Genomic DNA, 22,467 nt, shown 5'->3' on the forward strand with positions numbered 1-22,467 from the left:
TACAATTTTCTCGGAAAATTACATATGGAAAATGGGGAGAAAACATGCTGTCCTTTTGGTTTTTGAATCATGATCTTGAAGACGACGAGCTGCGATGGCAGCTTGACGAAATGAAAGCTAAGCGGTTCACGGGTATTTTCATTCATCCGCGGGATGGGCTCAATGTGCCGTATGCTACTGAATTATGGTTTGCGAAAGTTAGCGTTATTTTGGAGCATTGCGGACGGATCGGCCTGCAAGCGTGGCTTTACGACGAGGAGCCGTTTCCGAGCGGTGCGGCCGGCGGACAGGTTTTCTTCGACAAGCCGGAGTTTAAAGCGCGATATTTGACGATGGAACGGTTTGAAGTCCAGGGCGGAAGAGTGAAGCTCGATTTCGCCCCGGGACGGTTCTTGAAGACGGTGGCCATCCGCCATACGCGTAACGGACTAAGCAGGGAATGGCTCGATTTGACCGAACATACCGGCCTGATGCGCAGCGAATGGACGCCGGGCATCGTGCATCATGGCATTTACTATCCGCCGTATGAGGATTCGGGCAATCCGCATTGGCGCTCGGGTACGATACGCCCTCACTATCGCGTTGATTGCGAGCTTCCAGAAGGGGATTGGACGGTATGCGCTTTTGTCGAACGGGAGATGACGGCAGGCTGCTGGGGGGCGTATACGGATTTGATGAATCCGGATGCGACTCGCCATTTCATAGCGCTTACCCATGAAAAATATGCGAAGCGTTACAAGCATTTATTCGGGGGAGTTATCCCGGGGATATTTACGGATGAATTTAAAGTTATTCACGATGTGGCATGGTCGCCCGTTCTGAGCCCGTATTTTCATGGGAAGTTCGGGTATGAGCTTGAGGAAAGGCTTCCTGATCTCTTTCTCACGATCGACGATGGTACGGCACAAGTCCGCTATGATTATAGGCTTGCGCTAAGCAAGCTCCTGAAGTCGTCGTTTATCGAACCGGTCGTCAAGTGGTGCGAGGCGAATCGTCTTGTTATGACCGGCCATATTAGCCCTGAGGAAGACCCTGTCGGTCAGACGAAATGGACGCCTCATCTGCTTTCTTTGTTGAAGGGCTTCCATCTTCCGGGGACGGATCTTATCGCGGGACAAATCGGCAGCGCGGAATATCCGCTTCTGCATCTGGGGCCGAAGATGGCCAGCTCAGCGGCACGTCATACGGGGAAACGCGAGTCGCTTGTTGAAGCTTTTGGCGCGAATGGCTGGGAAACCGATTTTAAATCGATGATCAAAATGGCGGATTGGCTGTTCGTTTTGGGCGTGACGGAAGTGGTCGTTCACGGACAATTTTACTCTATCGACGGTCTTCGTAAAAAGGAAGCGCCGCCGTCCTATTTTTATCAGTCCAGTCATTGGCCTTACTTCGGAGAGTTCTCAGATTATATATTGCGCATGTCCGCTTTGTTGAAGGAAGGAGAGCCCCGCTGCCGGCTGCTCGTTTATTATCCGCAAGCTGCGTTCAGCGCGCTTGTTCCCGACCGTTTCGACGAAGCTGACGAGCAACGCCGCAAGCTAGGCGCTTTGCTGCACGAACTGCTCAGCAATCAGTGGGATTTCGATCTTGTTGATGAACAGACGCTGCTGGAGATGAGCGTAAAGGATGGCAGGCTGCAAGGAGTAAGCAACAACTACGATGTGCTTCTGCTGCCGTATTGCGACGTTATGGAAAGCGGGGCCGCCCGTTTTTGCGCAGCTTTGACTCGTCAAGGCATTGCCGTTTGGCGCGTGGGAGAGCAGCCGACGATCGTCGCGTCGGAAGGCGAGAGCAGGTTTAACGAAGCTATGCGTTTGGCAGATTGTCATGACGTGTTTTGGTCAAAAGTCGTACCTGCCGGGCAAGTTGCCGCTGAATTACATAAAGCGCTTGCCAGAGACATTACATTGTGGAGCTGTCTGCCTGATGGAACTGCGCTTATGGAACCGGCAAAGGTGTATGTGCATGCGCGTGCAGTAGGCTCTACCCGGCGAATGATGGTTACGAATGCGCTGGACGAAACACAGTGGACGCAACTGAAGCATCCGTCCTGCGATGAATGCGGTACAGCCGATGTTGTGCTTACATGTAAGCTGCCGCCAAACGGCTCGATACTCGTCGATGTGCATCCGGATCGATTGGAGCTGCTCGTCGCTGCCGGGCACTGGAGTTCGGTTGGTTCAAATCCGCTCGGTACTGCTCTTCATTCAGTGCCTGACGAGCTCGATTCGACGATCGATTTAACGCGCGATTGGCAGCTGAAGCCGGAAGCGGACAATGTGCTGATTCTTTCTCATTGGCACTTCCGGGAAACGGTTCCGCAGGAAGAAGAGGGAATAACGGCGGCTCCGGCTGTGAATATGATTGAAAATCCCGGTCCTGTCTTTGAAAAGGAGGGCTACGGCTACTGCAGGTTTTATTCCCGCGGCACCCCGGGACCGACGCATTTGGTTTATGAGCTGTCTGCCTGGGAAGGGGACTGCCGAATCGTAGTCAACGGAAAGCCTGTTCAACCGGCTCGAAAGGTACGGCGATACGACGTTAACAATTTTGAGATGGATATTACGCCGTTTTTGCACAAAGGAATCGGCAGGCAAACGAACATCGTCGAGGTTCGCTTTTCGAGCGGCGGCCGGCTAAAGGAGCCGTTCCGGTTGTATGGCGAGTTTGAAGTAACGTTTCCTTATGCCGGCTTTCCTCCCGGACAGCTCGCTTATGGGCAGCGGACAGGAAGGATATCCGAGCTTGACAGCTGGGACGATCTCGGATTTCCGCATTATGCAGGCACGATGACATACATCAAAGACGTAACGCTTCAGGAGGAGTGGTTGAGGGCGGCAGACGGAAACGGCTCCATATGGCTTCAAGCGGCGGAAGTGAACGATGTGGCGCGGCTGTTTATTAATGGAGTGGAGCAGGGTACGCGATTGTGCGAGCCGTTTGCTTGGAATGTGACGAACAGCTTGAAAAGCGGTAGTAACCGGATCGCATTCGAGGTGGCCAACAGCCCGATTGCCTTCTTTGAAGGCGGCAGAAAACGAGCGGGTCTCCGCGGCAAAATCTCATTGTCGAGATTTTTATATTAAATTATTATGGCATCCGCGAGGGTGCCGTTTTTTGCAAATGGCAGACTTTTCCGAACCGAGCGCGACTCCCGGCGTTCGGTGCTCGGTGCTCGGTGCTTGGTCACACATCGGCTGTCAAACCTCGCGTATATCCTCCGCTGATTGTTTCATGTCCCGGTAAAAGCGTTCGTCTGAAAAGAAGCCGGCAGGCGTCTATCTTGCTCGTTTCGATTTGACTTCGAATCTCTCATTTCGTATATTGATAGATTGATAGATTCGGAGAAGGAGAGAGACATCCATGAAAAAGACTTGGAAACGAACGTTGGCGCTGAGCGCCGTTCTGTTGATGGCGGCGGCCTCCGGCGCTCAAGCGTACGAATCGCAGCTAAAGCCGTTTCGCGACGTAACGGCGGGCGATTGGTCCGAGGAGGACGTATATATGCTGACGGCGTACGATATTTTATCCGGTTATGAGGACGGTTCCTTTCGCCCCGACGATTCCGTTACCCGCGAGCAGTTCGTCAAAATGCTCATGACATCGCTCCCCGGACAGACAGGCGCAGGTGCGTTAGCCGGCGGGGCCGCTTTTGCCGATGTGAAGGAAGACCGCTGGTCGTATCCGGTAATCCGGGATGCGGCGGCTAAAGGATATATTTCTTTTCTGCTGAACGGCGGCAGCTTCTTGCCGGAGGAGAAAATCAAGCGGGCGGAAGTGGCTGTGCTGATAGGACGCTATTTGCTGGACTCGGTAGACGAGCAGGAGCGCAGCGTTTGGCTGGAAAGCAAATGGAAGGTTGTGGAGGCTGCGCGCGGTTTTCTGGATGCCGAGAAGCTCGATCCCGAATATCGTCCATATGCCTATTACGCGTCATACCGCGGAATCATGAACGGCGACGACCGGAATATGCTTCATCCCGAAGCGGCGTTAAGCCGCAAGGAGGCGGCGGCGATCATCCGCAGGACGATCGGGGAGAAGGTCGAGAGCAACGTTCTCGAGATTAGCGGCTTCTACGCCATAAGTTCTTACCGCAATATCGATCAGATGAAAAACTTGTCCGGCATTACATACGGATGGTCGAGTCTCGATTATATGGGCGCAGGCAGCGCCAAGCTCGAAATGGGCGCAGGCACATACAAGCTGCCGGAGGACTGGGGTATCGTCGCCGATTCGGCGAACCAGAACGGCCTGAAGGGCAAGCTGATGGTATTCAGCGATAACGCGGAGGGCAAGCTCAGCCGATTTTTACAGGATGCCGGCGCGCAAAAGTCTTTCTTGGAGTCGTTGAAGGCGCAGCTTGCGATACTGCCGATGAGCGGCGTGAGCATCGATTTCGAAGGGCTGCTTTCGGAAACGGATAAAGAGCCGTATACCGCCTTCCTGCGCAGTGTCAAAGGGGCGATCGGAGGCAAGCCGCTTTCGGTTGCAATCCCGCCGATTTTTTATTACAAGGGATATGATTTGCAGGCGATCGGCGCACTGGCGGATGAAGCGGTGCTGATGGCATATGACTTCACGCATGCGGAAACAGGCCTTCCTTCGGCGCCGCTGCCTCTGGTAAGGGAGAGCCTGGACGAGGCGCTGCGGAGCATACCTAAGGAGAAGCTGCTGCTTGGCATTTCGAAGCAGGCGAATCAGTGGATCACGGATGCGCAGGGCAAGGTCAAGAAGGCTTCGCCTTCCACCGAGCTAGTCGAGAACAGGCTGAAGATGGACGGCGTCCTGCAGCAATTCCAGCTTCCGTTTTTCGTGCATCATGCGACTTACACAACGGATAGCGGCAGCAACGAGCTGTGGTATGAGAATACGAAAAGCATTGAAGCAAAGCTAGAATTGGCGCGGTTCTATGGATTAAAAGGAGTGGCCCTCTGGCATATGGGCAATTTTACGGCGGAGGACTGGGCGCTGTTCGCGAAGGAGAAAGCGAAGCGGTAACGCCTTCCGGGCAACTATCAGCATTCCGCGAAGCTCTCCATTGTGCGGAGCTTCGCTGCATGACGGAGCTCGGTCGGCCGCATGCGGAAACGGTGTCCGGAATGCGCGATGGCCGAAGCCGCATACACTGCCGGGGAGGGCAAGGCGATGACGCAGAGTAAGTGAGAGTCCCCGGCAAGCCTAGTAGTTTTGACCGCGTTTGATCTAAGGTTAGCTTCGCGGCTTTTCGTAAATAGCTCACAGTTAAACAGCAGTTGCGTCTGTATCCTGAATTTGATGTGGTCAACCTACTAGGGCGTGTGCGGACAATGGTGAACGGGTTTCGCTCCTGTTGTCATCGAACTTTCGGCGTATCCGCAGTTTGTCACCCGAACGGAGCCGTCAGTTGGCGGTCGGCGAGCCGAGTATCCGAAACCGGTCGAGCGGAAGCAGCGACAATCCAAGCATCAGTACGACGAATGCGATAAAATACGGCGACCATGCGTCGCGAAGTTGTCCGGCAACGGTCGGTCCGAAGAACGCGCCGATCGAATAGGAGATCGATAGCAGCGAGAAAACGCGTCCGTAACGGGTGCGCGAGGTATGGCCGGCGAGCAGCGTCGCGATTGCCGGGTAGATGACGCCTTTGGCCATGCCGATCATAAACAGCGAAACGACAAGCGGAAACGGCCAATCGACGGCCATCCCGAAAAAAACGAGCGCAAGCGACAAGCTGCCGGCAACGACCCGGGGCAGCGGCGCGATGCGGTTCAGAAAAAGCAGGCTGAGCGTCGCAAGCGCCCCCAGACTGACCATGGAGAAAAGCAGGCCGGACGTGACGATCGAATCCATGGCGGCTTTCATGAGCGGAAGCTCGAAGAAAAGAATGCCCTGCGAACAGGACAAAGCAAGCGGTATGCCGAAAAACAGCCACGGAATTTTACCGTCTTTTGCCGGTTCCGTCTGTGCGGTTCCTTTAATGGAAAGCGAAGCGCCGTGCCCATGGGCGTCGTTAGCTTGAGGGATATGCATACGCCGCATTTCTTTCGTTTCGCGGACGCCGAATATGGCGAGAATGCCGGTAGCGATCAATCCCCAGCCGAGAACGAGGAAGGAAGTCGTGAAGCCGAGCTTCGCCACCAGAAAAGCGCCGGCTGCTGGCGATCCGACGGAAGCGAGCGTATGTACGAACCCGTTGCCGGCCATCAGCTTGCCCTGCTGGACATGGTTCTTGGCGATCTTCGCCAGCATGGCCAAACATGCGGGCGACAAAAAGGCGAGCACGAAGCCGCTGATCGAGCGAACCCACAGCAGCTGCCATGGGTCGGTAACCTGCGATTGCAGGACGAGAACGATACCCGCGGTAAGCAAGCTTCCGACGATGAAATATTTGCTGCCGTAACGGTCGACCCCGACGCCTGCAAGCAGATTGCCGGGCAGATGGGTGAGCGAATAAACGCCCATGATCAGTCCGATGAACGAAGGCGCCGCGCCGATCGACAAAGCGAACGGAGACAGCATTGGATATTGCGCATGCAGATCGAAAAACGCGACAAACATGAATAAATAAAGCCATACTGCCGTTTTCATTTTGCCACCACCCGCTAGTATTGGGCGATTCGGGACAGCCGAGCCCGAGACCCTGCTTCTCTTACTTGTACGCAGCTTGTCAGGCTTGTAGTACGGTTATTATTTTAGCGGCCCGAAACGCGGCAGGAAGGGGGGATACGAGTGGATATGCTGACGGTCGTCGTGCTGGCGCTTGCCGCAGTTTACGTTTACTTGCGTTTGCGCCGGACGTTTCGCCGCAACCGCTCGGATCGCAGCGAAGACATACAGCGCAAGCTTAAGGAGCTTCGCAAAAAAAGGGATGAAGAATGACAATTACCTATAGTATCATATAGAAAAGAGGAAGGGGTCGAACGAATGGATCAATTAACCGCTTTTTTGCAGGACCGCTGGCTCGTCGTCGTCATCGCCGTGGTCGTTCTGTTCCTGATCGTGAAGCTTGTCAAAACCGTCATTAAATGGGTGCTCGTTTTGGCGATTCTTGCGGTTGTCATCGTTTACGGAGCGACTTACAAGGATAAGCTGTTAGAGGTGACCGACACGATCGGCACCGCGGTAACGAACGAAATCAAAGATCAGGCGCTGAAGGCCGTTACGAACGAAGCGAAGGATGCGACCTATAAGAAGAACGACGACGGCTCGTATACCGTCTCGACCAAAAGCATCCGAATCGATGCGACGCCCGGCTCGAACGATGCGAAAATTACGTTTATGGGCCAGACGTTTAACTTGAAAATCGACGAAGCGCTGCAAAAGGTTATCGATCAAGCGAAGCAGAAATAAGCCGATTGTCCGGCATGTCCGTTTTATGTCGGGAGGACGTTCCTAAGAAGTAACCGGCTATCATTGTTCCATGGAAGCGTACGATAGGGACGTTCGGAATGCGGTTCGGCATGTTCGAGCCGCATTTGCCGTATTTTCAGAGGCAGGCAGCCGTCAGAGAGGGGGAGATGCAGGGTGAACGAGGCTCTACAATTGCTAAGCAGTTTGAATCTATTAACCGTGCTGCTGGTAGCCATCATCGCGATATCCGTCGTACAAGGGGCGGCGCGCGGAACGACGGGCTCGGCCAAGCATCTCTTCCTGCTCCTGCAGGAAGGCGCCGTCACGATCCTCAGTCTAGTGCTGGCTTGGAAGCTTGCCGTCGCGCTGTCTCCCGCATTCGGAGATTGGCTGACGTCTCGCAATATCGTGATCCCGAACGAAAAAATCAGCTGGCTGCGTCAAATGTATTACACGATCGTAACGGCGCTCCGCGATTTCTCCTTGATGCGCTCGGGCGTCCTGCTGCTGGTCGGCTACGCCGTGCTCAAAACGGTGCTTCATGCCGTCATCGATACGATTCTGTATCGCGCGGGCAAATACGCCGACCCGAGTCCCCGTCCTGAAGGTCGGATCACTTGGACGAGCAGCGTTTTCGGCGGCGCGATCGGCGCCATAACCGGCGCCGGACGGGCGCTTATGGCTGTCGCGGTGCTGTTCATGTACACGGCATTGTTCCCTCACGCAACGTTTACCGGCTATATCCAGCAGTCTTCGCTTTACCAGAAGGGGGCGAAGGAGGTCATCGAGCCGTTCACCGGCGATTTGATTACGAAGCAGCTGCCGGTGTTCACGAAAGCGGTCGAGCATGAATTTCAAAATATTTTGCAGCGCAAATATGAAGTGATTGACGCGCGCATACCGGACGATATCGCGTTAGCGGCGAAAGAGGTCACGGCCAAGTCCAAGTCTGACGAAGAGAAAGCGAAGGCGCTGTACCAATGGATCGGCACGCGCGTTCAATATGATTGGGACAAGGTTAATCTGTACGAGCAAAAAAGGGTCTGGAAGGAGCAGTCGCCGGAGGATACGTTCGCTACGCGCAAAGGCGTATGCATCGACTACTCCAGGCTGTATGCCGTTATGGCGCGCTCCGTCGGGCTTGACGTGAAGGTCGTGACAGGACTCGGCTACGACGGCAAAGGCGGCTACGGCCCGCATGCTTGGAACGAGGTTTATGTTGCCGACCGGGCGGAATGGCTGCCGCTTGATTCCACTTGGGTATCGAGCGGGGGCAATTGGTTCAACCCGCCGAATTTCGACGCGACGCATATACGCGACGCCTAATGAGGAACGCGCCTGGCTGTACAGGCGCGTTTTTTTTGAATAAAAGACTTTATATGTTTCGCCTATCAAGTTCTTATCGTTCAACGGTAAACGCGCACGTCCAAGTTTATGCTTACGAAATCGCTTTCTTCGAAAGCGTTTATGTCTACGCTGCAATTAAGGCTCCTCTATAAGCTGTAGTCCGAAATAGCCCACATGGAGCAAGGAATCGAAGCTTGCCCTACGCTGGAGTCAGATTTTGCCGGCTTGGAGAACGGATTTACCGGTGTGCCGATTAAAATACCCGCTGCAAGCAGGCGTTTTCGGACTACAGGCGGGGAAAGGAGGCCGTACTCGATTCCAAGTGGGCAAAATCGGACTGCGCATGCAAGAAGCGACGAGCGAGGAGGGGCAAGCGAGTATGAATGCCGGTTAGAGGAACGGTAAATGTCAAAGTTCAACAAAAAAAGATTGTTTAGTTAAATAACGAGGTAGTCACAGAGTCGTACTTGACAGTCTATCAGTGGCTTAAAGCCTATACCCCTTGCCTCGCCAACGAACAAACGCATATCGAACAACAGGGCCGCCGCAAGGCGGTTTTTTCAAAATCTCAGAAAGTATATCCTCCGCTGATTGTTGGATTTCCGGTAAACGCGACTGTCCTTGAACGACGGCAAAGCCGTTTATCCTTGTATGGCGGTTTATCCTTGCATCGATTCGTATCGGGAAGCAAAATATGCTATCATGAAACATAGCCTCTCCAACATACATTTGGTTACCGCTATTTTCCGGCAGCATGCCGGCTATTTCGGGAGGTGCTCTATGCATAACAAGTTAAGCGCATATAAAGCCGTATTTTTCGACGTGGGCGACACGTTAATGACCATTCCGGCGGCGCGTGTCATTATGCAGCAATTTTTGGCGAGCCGAAAGCTGCACCGCGGGGAAGAGGAAATCGGAGATTTGTTTACGGAGGCGTTCCGCCTTTTCTATTATGGAAAGCAGCTTAATCCGGACGAGGTTTGCACGCCCGAATCGGACCGCGCTTTCTGGATGAAGCTGTACAGCTACATTCTCGATCGGCTCGGCGCGCAGCAGGAATTGGACGAGGACGAGATACACCGCTGCTGCCACGGGCTTTACGACAAGTTTACGCAGCCGGAGCAATACCAGTTGTTCGACGATGTGAAAAGCAACCTGGAGCGCTTGAGCGGCATGGGGCTGCGGCTCGGCATCATCTCCAATTTTGCGCCGACGCTCAAAGGCATTCTTGAGCATAAAGGCATTCTCCATTATTTCGATCCCGTTATCGTTTCCACGGAGGTGGGGCTTGAAAAGCCGAACCCGGACATCTTTCGCCTGGCTTTGGCGGAAGCGGGATTGCCGCCGCAGGACGTGTTGTATGTCGGCGACCACGACCAGAACGATATTTGGGCTCCGCAGCAAGCGGGCATCGACGCAGTCAAAATCAAACGTTACGACTATCATACCGGCGAGGGCATTCATTCGCTTGCGGAGCTGCAATAGACCGCTTGCCGATTGCCAGGCCGGAAGCAATCAGGAGAGGGAAGCAAGATGAAGCATTCGGAAGGCCTGGGCGAGGCGCAAAGGCAGGATAAGCATAAAAGGAATCATTTTTCGGTGCGTATCAACATGTTTTTTTTCGCCACCTTTGTGGTGTTTTCCGTGTTGATTATCCGGCTTGCCATCCTGCAGTTCGTCGAGGGGCAGGAGCTAAGCGAGCTGGAAAATCAGAGCACGAAGCGGACGATTACGATATCGCCGATTCGCGGCAATATTTACGATTTCAATGAGGCGCCGATCGCATCGACGATATCCGCGCAATCGCTTTTTTACAGAATGGAGCCGGGTCAGAAGAACAGCGATAAAATCGAACTGGCCAAAAAGCTGGAGCAAATTTTTACCGATCTGAACAACGGGGACGTTATACTGCCTGCCGCGGACATTATCAAAAATATGGACGTCGGCATCGACATCGACGGCAACAAAGCGAAGGAGCCGAGCTACACCTTCCTGCCCCGGCGCATCAAATCGCGGCTGTCGCCGACGGAGCTTGCGTATTTCGCCGAGCACCGCGACGAGCTCAAGGGGCTTGAAATTACCGAGGAAAGCACGCGTATTTACGATGAGGACAGAATTGCCGTCCAACTGGTCGGCTATATGCGCCCTTATAACGTTGCACGCAACCAGAAGGCGTCATATTTGAACGTCTACAAGGATAAGCAAAGCGAATATTTGAACGACGAGTATGTCGGCTTCGACGGACTTGAATTTTTGTATCAGGACGAGCTTCGCGGCAAGAACGGATCCAAGAGCTACCCGGTCAACGCGCAGGCGCAAATTATCGGACAGGTCGAGATTACGCCGCCTGAGAAAGGGCATAACCTGTATCTGACCATCGAGAAAAGCGTCCAGCAAGCGGCGGAAGACGGGATCAAAAATCAGCTGGAGTATATGAAATCCGCTGAAGCGAGAGCCAAGCGTTATCCGGCAATGGGCAAAAATGCGGTTGGCGGCTACGCGGTGGCGATGGAGGTCAATACGGGCCGCGTAATCGCGATGGCGAACTATCCGGACTACGATCCGAACGACTGGACGGGCGGCATCAGCACGGCAAAGCTCGAGGAAATCCAGTACCGGTACACGAACGGGACGATCATGGAGCGGCTGCCGGACATTCGCGACAACAAAGAGCGCGGCAAGCATCCGACCTCGCTCGTGCCGCTTGGCTCGACGATCAAGCCGTTAACCGTTCTGCTCGGATTGAATGAAGGCCTAATCGGCGTGAATGAAAAATATAACGATCCGACGACATTTTATTTCGGCCGCGAAGGCTACAAAACGCCTGTCAGCAATTCGGACAAAGCGAATTACGGGGTGCTTACGCCGGCAAGAGCGCTCGAGAAATCTTCCAACACGTTTATGGCCGAGATGATCGGCGACCGGCTGTACAAGAGTACGAAGTATCCGCCGTTCGACAAGAAAAATCCGGAAGCGGACAACGGCAATGCGATCATGCTTTGGGACAGCTACATGAAAAAATTCGGCCTCGGGGTCAAGACGGGCAGCGGTCTGCCGGGCGAATACGACGGGGATATTTACTACTTCAACTCGGCGGTCAAGGAGAGTACGCAGTCGGCGCTTATCTACGCTTCATTCGGGCAGCAGGCCCGTTATACGACGCTGCAGCTGGCGCAGTACACATCCATGCTGGCGAATCGCGGCAAACGGTACAAGCCTCAATTCGTAGATAGAATTACGACGTATGAAGGCGAGATCGTGAGCAAGTTCGAACCCGAACTGCTGAACCAGGAGAACATTCCGGATGCTTATTGGAACGTTCTGCAGAACGGCATGAAGGACGTAGGGATTCAAGGCTTTGACGGAGTCGGTTACTCGGTCATTCGGAAAACAGGAACATCGCAGCAGCAGGTTGCCGGTCAAACGCTCGACAACGCGGTCTTTATCGCTTACGCGCCGGCGGACAAGCCGAAGCTGGCTGTAGCGGTCGTCGTTCCGGAAGGCGGCTTCGGCTCATGGGGAGCGGCGCCGATCGCAAGGCATATTTTCGATGCGTACGATCAGGCTATCGGGCTGTACGACAAGCCTGCAGGCAAATAATAGACGAATGGCGACCGTGCCTCCGAAAGCAGGCAGCGCGCTGATTCATACAAGTTTCGCAGTCTTCCGACAAGGCTGCGAACTTTTTTTTGAAATAAATGTTGCATTGGGTAAACTTAATTGAATATAATAAACATATAGTCATGAGAGAAACAATATTTGATTAATAAAACAAAAGGTCTTAAGGGCAAAAACGAGGACGAGGAGAGAAGGACGAATGAAGCGAAAGTGGCACTCATCGGTAAAACGTTTTTTGATCGGCATTATTTTTCTTAGCTTGACTGCGGCGCTCGCGGCTTGCGGTAGCGCGGAGCCTGCGTTCAGCGGTCAGCAGGGCAAAGTGAAGGTAACGACTACGATCGGCATGATCGCGGACATCGTCAAGGAAGTCGGCGGCGACGGCGTCGAAGTTGTCGGATTGATGAAGAGCGGCGTCGACCCGCATTACTATAAGGCATCGCAGGGCGATATCAAGAAGCTTGACCAAGCGGACATCATCTTCTATAACGGCCTTCATTTGGAAGGCAAGATGGTGGATATTTTCGAGAAAATGGCCAAAAACAAGCCGACGATCGCCGTATCCAAAAACATCCCGGAAAATAAGCTGCGCAATGCCAATGACGGAACGGCCGGCCATGACCCGCATATTTGGTTCGATGTCCGCCACTGGATGAATGCGACCGAAACGGTCCGCGACGCTTTGATCGAGTTTGACGGAGCAAACGCCGAAAAGTATCGCGCCAACACGGCCGCTTATCTGAAGAAGCTGGAAGAGCTTCACGAATATGCGAAGACGCAAATCGCGACGATTCCGGAAAAAAGCCGGGTGCTTGTCACCGCGCATGATGCGTTCGGATATTTTGGAGACGCCTATGTGCTTAAAGTAATGGGATTGCAGGGCATCAGCACCGCTTCCGAGGCGGGAACGAAGGACACGAACGAACTGCGCGATTATTTGGTGGATAACAAGATCAAAGCGGTTTTCGTAGAATCGAGCGTATCGCCGAAGGCGATTAATGCGGTAATCGAAGGCGCCAAGAAAAAAGGCCATACCGTAACGATCGGCGGAGAGCTGTTCTCGGATGCGATGGGGAAAGAAGGAACGCCGGAGGGCACCTATATCGGCATGGTACGCCATAACGTGGACACGATCGTCAAGGCTTTGAAATAAAGCCGGATACGAAGGAGGAAGAACGATGAAAAACGCACCGCTTCGCATATCGGGTTTATCGGTTGCCTACCAGAAAAAACCGGTGCTGCGCGACATTGCCCTCGAGGTGCCGGAAGGAAAGCTCATCGGCATAATCGGTCCGAACGGCGCCGGCAAATCCACCTTGATCAAGGCGGCGCTCGGGCTTGTGCCGCGGCTTTCCGGCGAAGTAGCCATTTACGGACGGCCGTATGCGGAGCAGCGTAAGCTGATCGGCTACGTGCCGCAGCGGGAATCGGTCGATTGGGATTTTCCGACGAACGCGCTGGACGTAGTTATGATGGGAAGATACGGTCATCTTGGCTGGTTCCGTAGACCCGGCGCCAACGAGCGCCGGATCGCCATGGAATGCCTAGCCAAGGTAGGGATGGCGGATTATGCGGACAGGCAAATCAGCCAGCTGTCAGGCGGCCAGCAGCAGCGGGTATTCCTCGCAAGGGCGCTGGCGCAGGATGCGCAGCTTTATTTTATGGATGAACCGTTCGTCGGCGTTGACGCCGCAACTGAGAAGGCGATTATCGCGCTCCTGAACGAGCTCAAGGCGCAAGGGAAGACGGTGCTTGTCGTTCATCACGATTTGGCCACCGTTAAGGAATATTTCGACTGGGTCGTGCTGCTCAACGTCGAGCTGATCCAGGCGGGACCGACCGCCGATGTTTTTACAGCTGCGAATTTGCAGCGCACGTACGGAGGGCGTCTCGCGATACTGGAAAGAAACGATCACGAGACGGGGATAGGAGCGAGGTGACAGCAATGGAAAGCTTGAGGGAACTGTTTGCCGATCCGAATACGCGGTGGATCATCATGGGCTGCGTGCTGCTTGGCTTAAGCAGCGGTGTGCTCGGCAGCTTCGCCTACCTGCGCAAGCAGGCGCTGATGGGAGATGCGCTCGCTCATGCGGCGCTTCCCGGCATTTGTATTGCGTTCATGCTTACCGGCTCGAAATCGATCGTTTTGTTTCTGATCGGCGCAATGGTGTCCGGCATCTTGGCGACGCTGGGCATTGGAGCGGTAACGCGCCATTCGCGGATCAAGGCTGATACGGCGCTGGCGATCGTGCTTTCGGTATTTTTCGGGATCGGCATCGTGCTGCTGACGCAAATTCAGCATAGCGAAACGGGCAATCAGAGCGGGCTGGATAAATTTTTGTTCGGGCAGGCCGCTACGATGATCGCTTCCGACGTGACGACGATGGCTGTCATTTCGTTCGTGCTCGTTTTCCTGTGCGCTTTGTTCTTTAAAGAATTCAAGCTGCTCGCCTTCGACTCCGGATTCGCGCGGGGGATGGGCTTTCCGGTTGCGCTGCTCGATCAGCTGCTTATGCTGCTAATCGTCGTGACCGTCGTCGTCGGCATTCAAGCCGTCGGCGTCGTCCTGATGGCGGCGCTGCTTATTACGCCGGCCGTATCGGCGCGTTACTGGACGGAGAAGCTCGGCGTCATGGTGACGCTGGCCGGTTTGTTCGGCGCGCTCAGCGGTTTTGTCGGAACATGGATCAGTACGCTTGGCGACAATTTGCCGACGGGACCGCTATGCGTGCTTGCGGCTACTTTATGGTTCGGCATTTCGGTATTGTTCGCGCCGCGGCGGGGGCTGGTAGCCAAAGCGCTGCTTCGGGCAAGGGCGAAGAAAGCGATTAGGTCCGAAGGAAAGCCGATGACGGCAAGCGAGGGGGGCGCGCTATGAACGACTTTTGGATTTTGCTGACCGGCGCGCTTGTCGCTTGCTCCTGCAGCATTCTGGGCTGCTTCCTTATCTTAAGACGGATGGCGATGATCGGCGATGCGATCAGCCATTCCGTACTGCCGGGCATCGTCATCGTATTTTTGCTCAGCGGTTCCCGCGATTCGCTCTTGATGCTGTTCGGCGCCGCGATTCTCGGTCTCGTTACCGTCTTCCTCATCCAGACGCTGCATCAAAGCGGCGTGCAGTCCGATGCTTCGATCGGCGTCGTGTTTACGTCCTTGTTCGCCGTCGGCATCGTGCTTATCAGTTTATTCGCAAGACAGGTGGATCTCGATCTCGACTGCGTTTTGTACGGGGAGATCGCCTATGTAGGCTGGGATACGCTGGAAATCGGCGGCGTGAACGTCGGGCCGAAAGCCGTATGGGCGCTGGGGCTTACATTAATGCTCATCTTGTGCCTGATCGGGATGTTTTACAAGCAATTTAAGCTTTGCGCATTCGATCCGGCGCTTGCGGCGGCGCTCGGCATACCGGTTATTTTGTTCCATTACTTGCTGATGGGGCTCGTATCGATAACGACTGTCGCATCGTTCGAAAGCGTCGGCGCTATCCTTGTCGTAGGCATGCTTGTCGTCCCTGCGGCGACCGCATACCTGCTGACGGATAAGCTCGGCAGAATGATCGCTTACAGCATGGCGATCGGCGTTATTTGCTCGACTGCCGGTTATTATGCGGCGGTAATCCTTGACGCTTCGATCGCGGGCTGCATGATTACCGTTGCCGGCGTACTCTTTGCACTCGCATTTCTGTTCTCGCCAAGCCACGGCGTCGTCTGGAAGAAAAGACGCCAGCGCCGCAGCGCGCTTGCGGAAGCGGCTGCGGCCGGTTAATCCGGCACGAAAAAAAACCTCCATCCACTTTTAATGGATTGGAGGTTTTTGCCTATAAATCAAGAAGTCGGGCTGCCGGCTTACTCCAGACCTGCGGCGGCGTACACCTTGATGAAAGCGTCGGCGGAACGCTTAAGCAGCTCTTCGCTGCTTTGGGAAGGCGCTTGTGGTGTTAAAATTTCTTGAGCGACGACGCCTTTGTAGCCGATCCGGCTGACCGCCTTCAAGAAAGCGGCGAGATCGATTACGCCTTCTCCGGGATACAAGCGGTCGTTGTCAAGCGCTTCCTCGACCGGTACCGGCTTGGCGTCATTAATATGCACGTGAACGATCTGCTCCGGCTTGAGCGCAAGCAGCTCCTCGACGGTCCCGTTCGACGTATACCAGTGGTAGGCGTCCAGCAGCAGGCCGACGTTAGGTTCGCCGATGGCCGCGATCCAGTCCAGCGTTTCCTGCATCGTCCAAATGAACGGATGCTTCCAAGCCGTCCGCAAATGATGAGGACCGACGAATTCCAGGCCGAGGCGAATCCCGTAAGCGCCGAGAATCTGGGCGCAGGTGCGAAGCCTTCTGGTAGTGATTGTCATATGGTGCGCGGCTTTAAAGTCGGTTGAAGGTAAAATGTATGTACAGCACGAGCTGCAGCCCAATTTGGCTGCAGCTTCCGCATCGCTCGCAAGCCCGGTCAGGGTTTCAAGAAACTTTTCTTCGGACTGGCGCCATTCGACGGACAATCCGATCGATCCGATTCGTATCCCGTTCTCGCTCAGGAACGACTTTGCGCCAGCTTCGCCGCGCTCCTCGATCAGCTTCCGCAATGCGCCGCCGCTTGTATCGATTGCTTGAAATCCGTTTGCCCCAGACTTTACGACGAAATCTTCCAGCGAGCCGATGCTGCCTACTCCCGCTAAGGTCAACCCTTTTATCATTGGAATGCCTCCCCGATTTTTCTTCGTGAAACGGTATGCCCGGCTTCATCCCCGATTTGTGTTCATGCTTTTGGCCGCTCGTCCCGAATCGTGGCGGTAGAGCGCTTTTGTTTGCTTCCCTATAAGACAGGCTGCCGTTATACATTACAGTAGCTTTTTACGGCTGTATGCACAATTGTTATTTTTGCTTCATTTACATGCGATTTTGGTGCGGAGCAAGGTTGCTGCGGCCTGATGCGGACTTTTTTGCGTATCCCGCCGATTGTGCGGACTCCCGGTAATCGTGTCTGAAATTTTTTTTGTTCATAGGAAAGGTGTGGTATACTTACGAAATAGTGTTACCGACAGGACGCGGCGCGCGTTTGTTTGCATTCGATAAGAACGGCGGATCGCCGCGGTAAAGAAAGGATTTTGTGCATTATGTGCGGGATTGCAGGAATTATGTACAGGGACGGAAGAACGCCTTCCGAGTCCGAGCTTAAACAAATGACAGACATCATCTTTCATCGGGGGCCGAACGATGCCGGCTTTTATACCGATCCCGGGATCGGCCTCGGCTTCCGCAGGCTTTCGATCATCGATTTGGCCGAAGGCCATCAGCCGCTTTGCAATGAAGACGAGACGGTATGGATCGTATTCAACGGAGAAATATACAATTACAAAGCGCTGAGAAGCATGCTGCAGGAGAAAGGGCATATTTTCAGAACGCATAGCGATACGGAAGTAATCGTTCATCTATATGAGGAGTACGGCGAGGCTTGCGTCAACCATATGCGCGGGATGTTCGGCTTCGTCATTTGGGACCGGAACAAGCGGCAGCTGTTCGGGGCTCGCGACCATTTCGGCATTAAGCCTTTTTATTATTACCGGGACGGAGAACGGTTCGTATTCGGATCGGAAATCAAAAGCATCCTGCAGGCGGAAGGCATCAGCCGGCAAGTCGATACGGAAAGCATGCTAAACTACTTGACATTCCAATACGTGCCGGAGCCGGCTACGATGTTCCGCGGCATCGCGAAGCTTCCGCCCGCCCACAGCGTAACGATTAAGTCGGACGGCAACATGTCGATCCGTAAATATTGGGATCCGATGTTCGAGCCGGTCCAGCGCCCATTCGCCGATTATGTGGAGGAAATCCGCGCGGGTTTGACGGATTCCGTCAAGCACCATCTGGTGAGCGACGTGGAACGGGGCTGTTTTCTATCGAGCGGAATCGACTCGACGGCGATCGCTGCGCATATCAAGCGGCTTGAATCGCTGCGCACGTTCTCTGTAGGCTTTGACGGCACGAACAATGAGACGGTAATCGCCCGCGAGACGGCTGCCGCTATTGGGACGGAGCATTACGAGAAGGTGATTACGCAGCGCGACTTTTTCGACGCCGTGCCGAAAGCGATTTGGCATCAGGACGAGCCGGTGGCGGACCCTTCGGCGATTGCGCTTTACCATGTTGCGCAGCTGGCGAGCGAGCATGTAACGGTCGTTCTGTCCGGCGAAGGCGCCGACGAATTGTTCGGCGGCTACCGCATTTACCGCGAGCCGCAGGCGCTGCGCCCGCTGTCGTGGCTGCCGATGCCGCTCAAACGGCTGCTGCACAGCCTGACGAAGCTGCTGCCGGCTGGCGTAACGGGCCGCAACTACGTGCTGCGCGGCACGACGCCGCTCGAGGAGCGGTTTCTCGGCAACGCGAAAGTGTTCAGTGAGGATATGAAGGCGGAGCTCGTACGGATGAGCGCGGAGCAGCTGAGAGGCTACCGGGATCCGCAGCAAATCGCAGCGGCATTTTATTCGCGGACGCGGCATCTCGATCCGGTGTCGCGGATGCAGGATATCGATATGAACTTGTGGTTGCCCGGCGATATTTTGATGAAAGCGGACAAGATGACGATGGCCCATTCGCTGGAGCTTCGCGTGCCTTTCCTGGACAAGGAGTTGTTCGAGATTGCCCGCAAGATTCCGGTTCAGTACCGTCTGGCCGAAGGAACGACGAAATACGTGTTCCGCAAGGCGATGGAAGGGATCATTCCCGACTTTATTCTGAACCGGCCGAAGCTCGGATTTCCCGTTCCGATGCGCGATTGGCTGAAGGGCTCCCAAGGACAGGTGCTGCTTGAGCAAATCAAGGCGAGCGGCATCGACAGCTATATTAAGATGGATGCGATCGAAAGGATGGCTTCGCAGCACCGGAACGGACAAGGTGATTATTCCCGCCGCTTGTGGGTGTTGTACGTGTTCGCATTATGGCACGCGACTTATATGCAGGAGCAGCCGGCAAGAACGTTCGCTGCGGTATAGAGATTGGGCTTGCCGAGGCGGCAGGCTTCGCGGGCGGCATTCGAACGACCGGCGGTCCGCTGTAAACGGGCGCCGGCCGTTTCTTTTCAAAGACGACATTTGACACCGGAGAGGGGTTTTCTTGTGAGTACATACAAATTGCTTGCGCTTGATATGGACGGTACGCTGCTAGACGAGCATTCGAAAATTTCCGAGGAAAATGCCAAATGGATTCACGCTGCGCTGGATGAAGGCGTTACGGTTATGTTCTCGACCGGGCGCGGCGTGCAAAGCGCGCTTCCGTACGCGGAAGAGCTCAAGCTGAGGTCGCCGATCGTCGCGGTCAACGGAAGCGATGTATGGAAGGAGCCGCATGTCCTCTTGAAGCGCGTGCTAATGGACGTCCAACTGATTCGCAGCATGCACGAGCTTGCCGTCGAATACGATACGTGGTTTTGGGCGTATGCGGTGGAAGGCGTGTTCAACAAGGAAAAATGGACCGAAGACATAACCGGCATCGAATGGCTGAAGTTCGGCTTCTACACGGAGGAGGCCGACAAGCTGGCTTCCATCCGCAAGACGCTGGAAAGCTGGGATGTGCTTGAAATTACAAATTCGCATCCGAGCAACCTGGAGCTGAATCCCAAAGGAATCAGCAAAGCAAGCGGTCTGAACGAAGTGTGCAAGCTGCTTGGGCTGGACATGTCGCAGGTTATCGCAATGGGCGACAGCTTGAACGATATGGCGATGATCCGCGCCGCCGGACTCGGCATCGCTATGGGCAATGCGCAGGAAGAGCTGAAAAAGGCGGCTAAGCTGGTCACCGTAACGAACAATGAAAGTGCGGTCGCAAGGGTGATCCGCGAGCATATTTTCGGCGAACGCGTGTAAGTCGTAAGAAAATGTAAGGGAACAGATTCGATCTTTCATATGCAGGCGGCGCGCGCCTTCTGTCAAGGCTTTCCCGCTTTGCGATCGAGGGGGATCATGAATTGGCCATACTTGGCTGGATCATTACGATTGTTTTGTTTGTCGTCGGCATGGTGGGCGCCATCCTGCCGATTTTACCCGGGGCGGTGGCGATCCTATTGGGATTTGTCGTCTATGGGCTGTTTCTCGGCTTCGAACCATTCGGCTTCTGGTTCTGGTTCATTCAAGTGACGATCGTCGCCGTCATTACGATTGCGGACTATGCGGTCGGCGCATGGGGCGTCAAAAAATACGGCGGCTCGCGGGCTTCCGTCATCGGCAGTACGATCGGCATCATTGCCGGTCCGTTCGTCATCCCTGTTGCGGGACTGATTCTGGGGCCGTTCCTCGGCGCTTTTCTCGGGGAGCTGATCGCAGGCTCGGATGCGGAGAAATCGCTGAAGGTCGGCTGGGGTTCGATCGTCGGGCTGTTTTCGAGCACGATCGTCAAGCTTGTGCTCCAGTTGATTATGATCGTCTTATTTTTCATTTGGGTGCTGTAGCGGCGTGAACACGCACTTTCATAGGGAGAAGGTACGGTTTTGGCAAAGGATTCATTGCTTAAAGGAACGCTGATTTTATCATTGGCCGCGCTTGTAGCAAGGGTGCTCGGCATCGCGCAGCGGGTGCCGCTCGCCTACTTGCTGGGCACTGCGGGGGCAGCGATGTTCGCCCAGGCGAACAATGTGTATTTGATGCTGCTGCCGTTAGCGACGGCAGGTATTCCGAGCGCGCTGAGCAAGCTCGTTTCGGAAAAAATCGCGCTCGGCAGGCGCGAGGAAGCCGAGCTTATTTACCGGGCGTCGCTCAAGTTTGCGGTCGTTGCCGGTCTCGTCATTACGGTACCGCTTTTTATTGCGGCGCCGTATTTTGCCGACTACGTGAAGGTGCCCGGATCGGCGGTGGCGATTCGCGCGATCGCGCCGGCGCTGCTGCTGTTCCCGATCATCGCGATGATGCGCGGCTACTTCCAAGGACGTCAGATGATGATGGCGGGCGGTATTTCGCAAATCGTGGAACAGTTTGCCCGCGTAGGCACTTCGGTATTGCTGGCAGCGATTTTCCTGGGGCTGGGATCGGGCGAGGACTGGATTGCCGGCGGGGCTTCGTTCGGCGGCGTGATGGGCGCGGTCGGCGCGCTTGCCGTCATGATGATCTACATGCGCAGACTGCGCCGCAGCGACAAAGCCGCTTTCCGCGAAACGGCGGCCGCTTCGGAAAGCGTGAGAAGAGCGGCCAAGCCGGCGATGTCGACCAAAGCCATTTATGCTTCGTTGCTGCGCTTGTCGATTCCGATCGTCATTTTTTCGTCGGCTGTCGCCATCGTGTACTTCATCGATTCGTTCGCCATTCGTTTGGTCGAGTCGCATGTCGGGCTGGAGCTCGCCACCAAGCAGTATAGCTGGCTGGCTTACCAGGCGCAATCTCTCGCGGGTATCCCGGTCATCTTTGCCACGGCGATCAGCCAATCGCTGGTGCCGGTCATTTCGTCGGCGCATGCAAGCCGGGATATGGCGGAGGTAGGACGGAAGGCTTCGCTTGCGCTTCGTCTGGCCGTATTAACGGGACTGCCGGTTATTTTTGTGATTTGCTTGGCTGCAGCGCCGATCAACGGGCTGTTGTTCACTTCCTATGAGGGCTGGGAAATGACCGCGCTGCTTACGGCCGGGACGTTATTCCAGATCTTGATGATGACGTCCGGAGCCATTTTGATGGGGATGGGAAGGATGAAGCCGCTCGTCGGTTTCGTGCTCGCCGGAATCGCCGTGAAAATAATCGGATCCGTCATTCTCGCCGAGTGGTTCGGCATATATGGCTTCGTCATCGCGACGGGTCTCTGCTTCATTACGGCGTCGATGTTAAATATCGCTTACTTGCGCAGAGAAGTGCATTTCTCGGTTGTGGGCGCCCGTTGGCCGGGTATGATCGTAACGATCGTGATCATCGCTGCAGCGGGAGGGGGAGCGGCTTACTTCAGCCAAGAATGGCTGCAGCCGTTCGGCGTCATGAAGCTTGACGCATTGCTGCAAGCGATCGTGGTATGTGCGATAGTCGGCGTGCTGTATCCGGTCCTGCTTATGGCGACACGCGTCGTTACGAAGGGAGATGTCGAAACCTTCCCGGCCCCGGTTCGCAAGCTGATCGGCAAAGTGCAGCGGTTAGTCCGCAGATGATAGTATGCGTTGCGCCGAGGCTGGTAGAATGATCGGAAGGCGCGATCGGAAGGCCGTGC

At 54.9% G+C, this 22,467-nt stretch carries 18 protein-coding genes; 16 read left to right on the forward strand and 2 right to left on the reverse strand.

Translation table 11 applies throughout. The features are described 5' to 3' along the window. Positions 1-44: 44 nt before the first annotated feature. Positions 45-3,086: a glycosyl hydrolase gene (locus DQG23_RS15180; protein WP_158560531.1), complete on the forward strand. Its 3,042-nt coding sequence runs from the start codon at positions 45-47 to the stop codon at positions 3,084-3,086. A 277-nt stretch (positions 3,087-3,363) separates the two neighbouring features. Next, positions 3,364-4,998 carry an S-layer homology domain-containing protein gene (locus DQG23_RS15185; protein ID WP_113031713.1) on the forward strand — a complete coding sequence of 545 codons (1,635 nt, stop codon included), beginning with the start codon at positions 3,364-3,366 and terminating at the stop codon, positions 4,996-4,998. A gap of 381 nt (positions 4,999-5,379) precedes the next feature. Here the strand turns inward: DQG23_RS15185 and DQG23_RS15190 are convergent, their stop codons facing one another. Continuing rightward, positions 5,380-6,567 (reverse strand): MFS transporter, encoded by a 1,188-nt coding sequence (locus tag DQG23_RS15190; protein ID WP_113031714.1) that lies wholly within the window; start codon positions 6,565-6,567, stop codon positions 5,380-5,382. A gap of 141 nt (positions 6,568-6,708) precedes the next feature. On the opposite strand from DQG23_RS15190, the gene DQG23_RS42135 reads away from it, so the two are divergent. The 10 genes from DQG23_RS42135 (at position 6,709) to DQG23_RS15230 (ending at position 16,062) form a co-directional block, all read left to right on the forward strand. Next, positions 6,709-6,858 carry a hypothetical protein gene (locus DQG23_RS42135; protein ID WP_158560533.1) on the forward strand — a complete coding sequence of 50 codons (150 nt, stop codon included), beginning with the start codon at positions 6,709-6,711 and terminating at the stop codon, positions 6,856-6,858. A 45-nt stretch (positions 6,859-6,903) separates the two neighbouring features. Next, positions 6,904-7,329: a hypothetical protein gene (locus tag DQG23_RS15195; RefSeq protein ID WP_113031715.1), complete on the forward strand. Its 426-nt coding sequence runs from the start codon at positions 6,904-6,906 to the stop codon at positions 7,327-7,329. A 174-nt stretch (positions 7,330-7,503) separates the two neighbouring features. After that, entirely contained in the window at positions 7,504-8,655 is a 1,152-nt protein-coding gene (locus tag DQG23_RS15200) for a transglutaminase domain-containing protein (RefSeq protein ID WP_113031716.1), read from the forward strand. A gap of 238 nt (positions 8,656-8,893) precedes the next feature. Continuing rightward, the gene (locus DQG23_RS42140; protein WP_158560535.1) at positions 8,894-9,070 is read left to right on the forward strand and encodes a hypothetical protein; all 177 of its coding nucleotides are present in this window, start codon (positions 8,894-8,896) and stop codon (positions 9,068-9,070) included. A 386-nt stretch (positions 9,071-9,456) separates the two neighbouring features. Further along, on the forward strand, positions 9,457-10,161 hold the full coding sequence (locus tag DQG23_RS15205) for an HAD-IA family hydrolase (RefSeq protein ID WP_192894595.1): 705 nt from the start codon (positions 9,457-9,459) through the stop codon (positions 10,159-10,161). Positions 10,162-10,209: 48 nt separating this feature from the next. Beyond that, complete coding sequence (locus DQG23_RS15210; protein WP_113031717.1) at positions 10,210-12,276, forward strand: peptidoglycan D,D-transpeptidase FtsI family protein; 2,067 nt, start codon at positions 10,210-10,212, stop codon at positions 12,274-12,276. Positions 12,277-12,493: 217 nt separating this feature from the next. Then, positions 12,494-13,447, forward strand: coding sequence for a metal ABC transporter solute-binding protein, Zn/Mn family (locus DQG23_RS15215; protein WP_113031718.1), 954 nt, complete (start codon positions 12,494-12,496; stop codon positions 13,445-13,447). Between the two features lie 25 nt (positions 13,448-13,472). Beyond that, positions 13,473-14,234, forward strand: coding sequence for a metal ABC transporter ATP-binding protein (locus DQG23_RS15220; protein ID WP_113031719.1), 762 nt, complete (start codon positions 13,473-13,475; stop codon positions 14,232-14,234). Between the two features lie 5 nt (positions 14,235-14,239). Continuing rightward, complete coding sequence (locus tag DQG23_RS15225; protein ID WP_113031720.1) at positions 14,240-15,172, forward strand: metal ABC transporter permease; 933 nt, start codon at positions 14,240-14,242, stop codon at positions 15,170-15,172. Next, on the forward strand, positions 15,169-16,062 hold the full coding sequence (locus DQG23_RS15230; RefSeq protein WP_113031721.1) for a metal ABC transporter permease: 894 nt from the start codon (positions 15,169-15,171) through the stop codon (positions 16,060-16,062). The genes DQG23_RS15225 and DQG23_RS15230 overlap by 4 nt, the downstream gene beginning before the upstream one ends. Positions 16,063-16,142: 80 nt before the next feature. On the opposite strand, the gene DQG23_RS15235 is transcribed toward DQG23_RS15230, so the two are convergent. Further along, on the reverse strand, positions 16,143-16,991 hold the full coding sequence (locus DQG23_RS15235; RefSeq protein ID WP_113031722.1) for a sugar phosphate isomerase/epimerase family protein: 849 nt from the start codon (positions 16,989-16,991) through the stop codon (positions 16,143-16,145). Between the two features lie 420 nt (positions 16,992-17,411). On the opposite strand from DQG23_RS15235, the gene asnB reads away from it, so the two are divergent. From asnB to DQG23_RS15255, 4 genes are all read left to right on the forward strand, one after another. Then, the gene (gene asnB, locus DQG23_RS15240; protein WP_113031723.1) at positions 17,412-19,286 is read left to right on the forward strand and encodes an asparagine synthase (glutamine-hydrolyzing); all 1,875 of its coding nucleotides are present in this window, start codon (positions 17,412-17,414) and stop codon (positions 19,284-19,286) included. 123 nt (positions 19,287-19,409) lie between these two features. Next, complete coding sequence (locus DQG23_RS15245; RefSeq protein WP_113031724.1) at positions 19,410-20,156, forward strand: Cof-type HAD-IIB family hydrolase; 747 nt, start codon at positions 19,410-19,412, stop codon at positions 20,154-20,156. Between the two features lie 101 nt (positions 20,157-20,257). Next, a complete protein-coding gene (locus DQG23_RS15250; protein ID WP_113031725.1) occupies positions 20,258-20,737 on the forward strand; it encodes a DUF456 domain-containing protein in 480 nt (159 codons plus the stop codon). Between the two features lie 39 nt (positions 20,738-20,776). Beyond that, complete coding sequence (locus DQG23_RS15255) at positions 20,777-22,408, forward strand: putative polysaccharide biosynthesis protein (protein WP_113031726.1); 1,632 nt, start codon at positions 20,777-20,779, stop codon at positions 22,406-22,408. Positions 22,409-22,467 lie beyond the last annotated feature (59 nt).

The sequence above is a fragment of the Paenibacillus contaminans genome (genome assembly GCF_003285015.1).
GTDB classification, from domain to species: domain Bacteria; phylum Bacillota; class Bacilli; order Paenibacillales; family NBRC-103111; genus Paenibacillus_V; species Paenibacillus_V contaminans.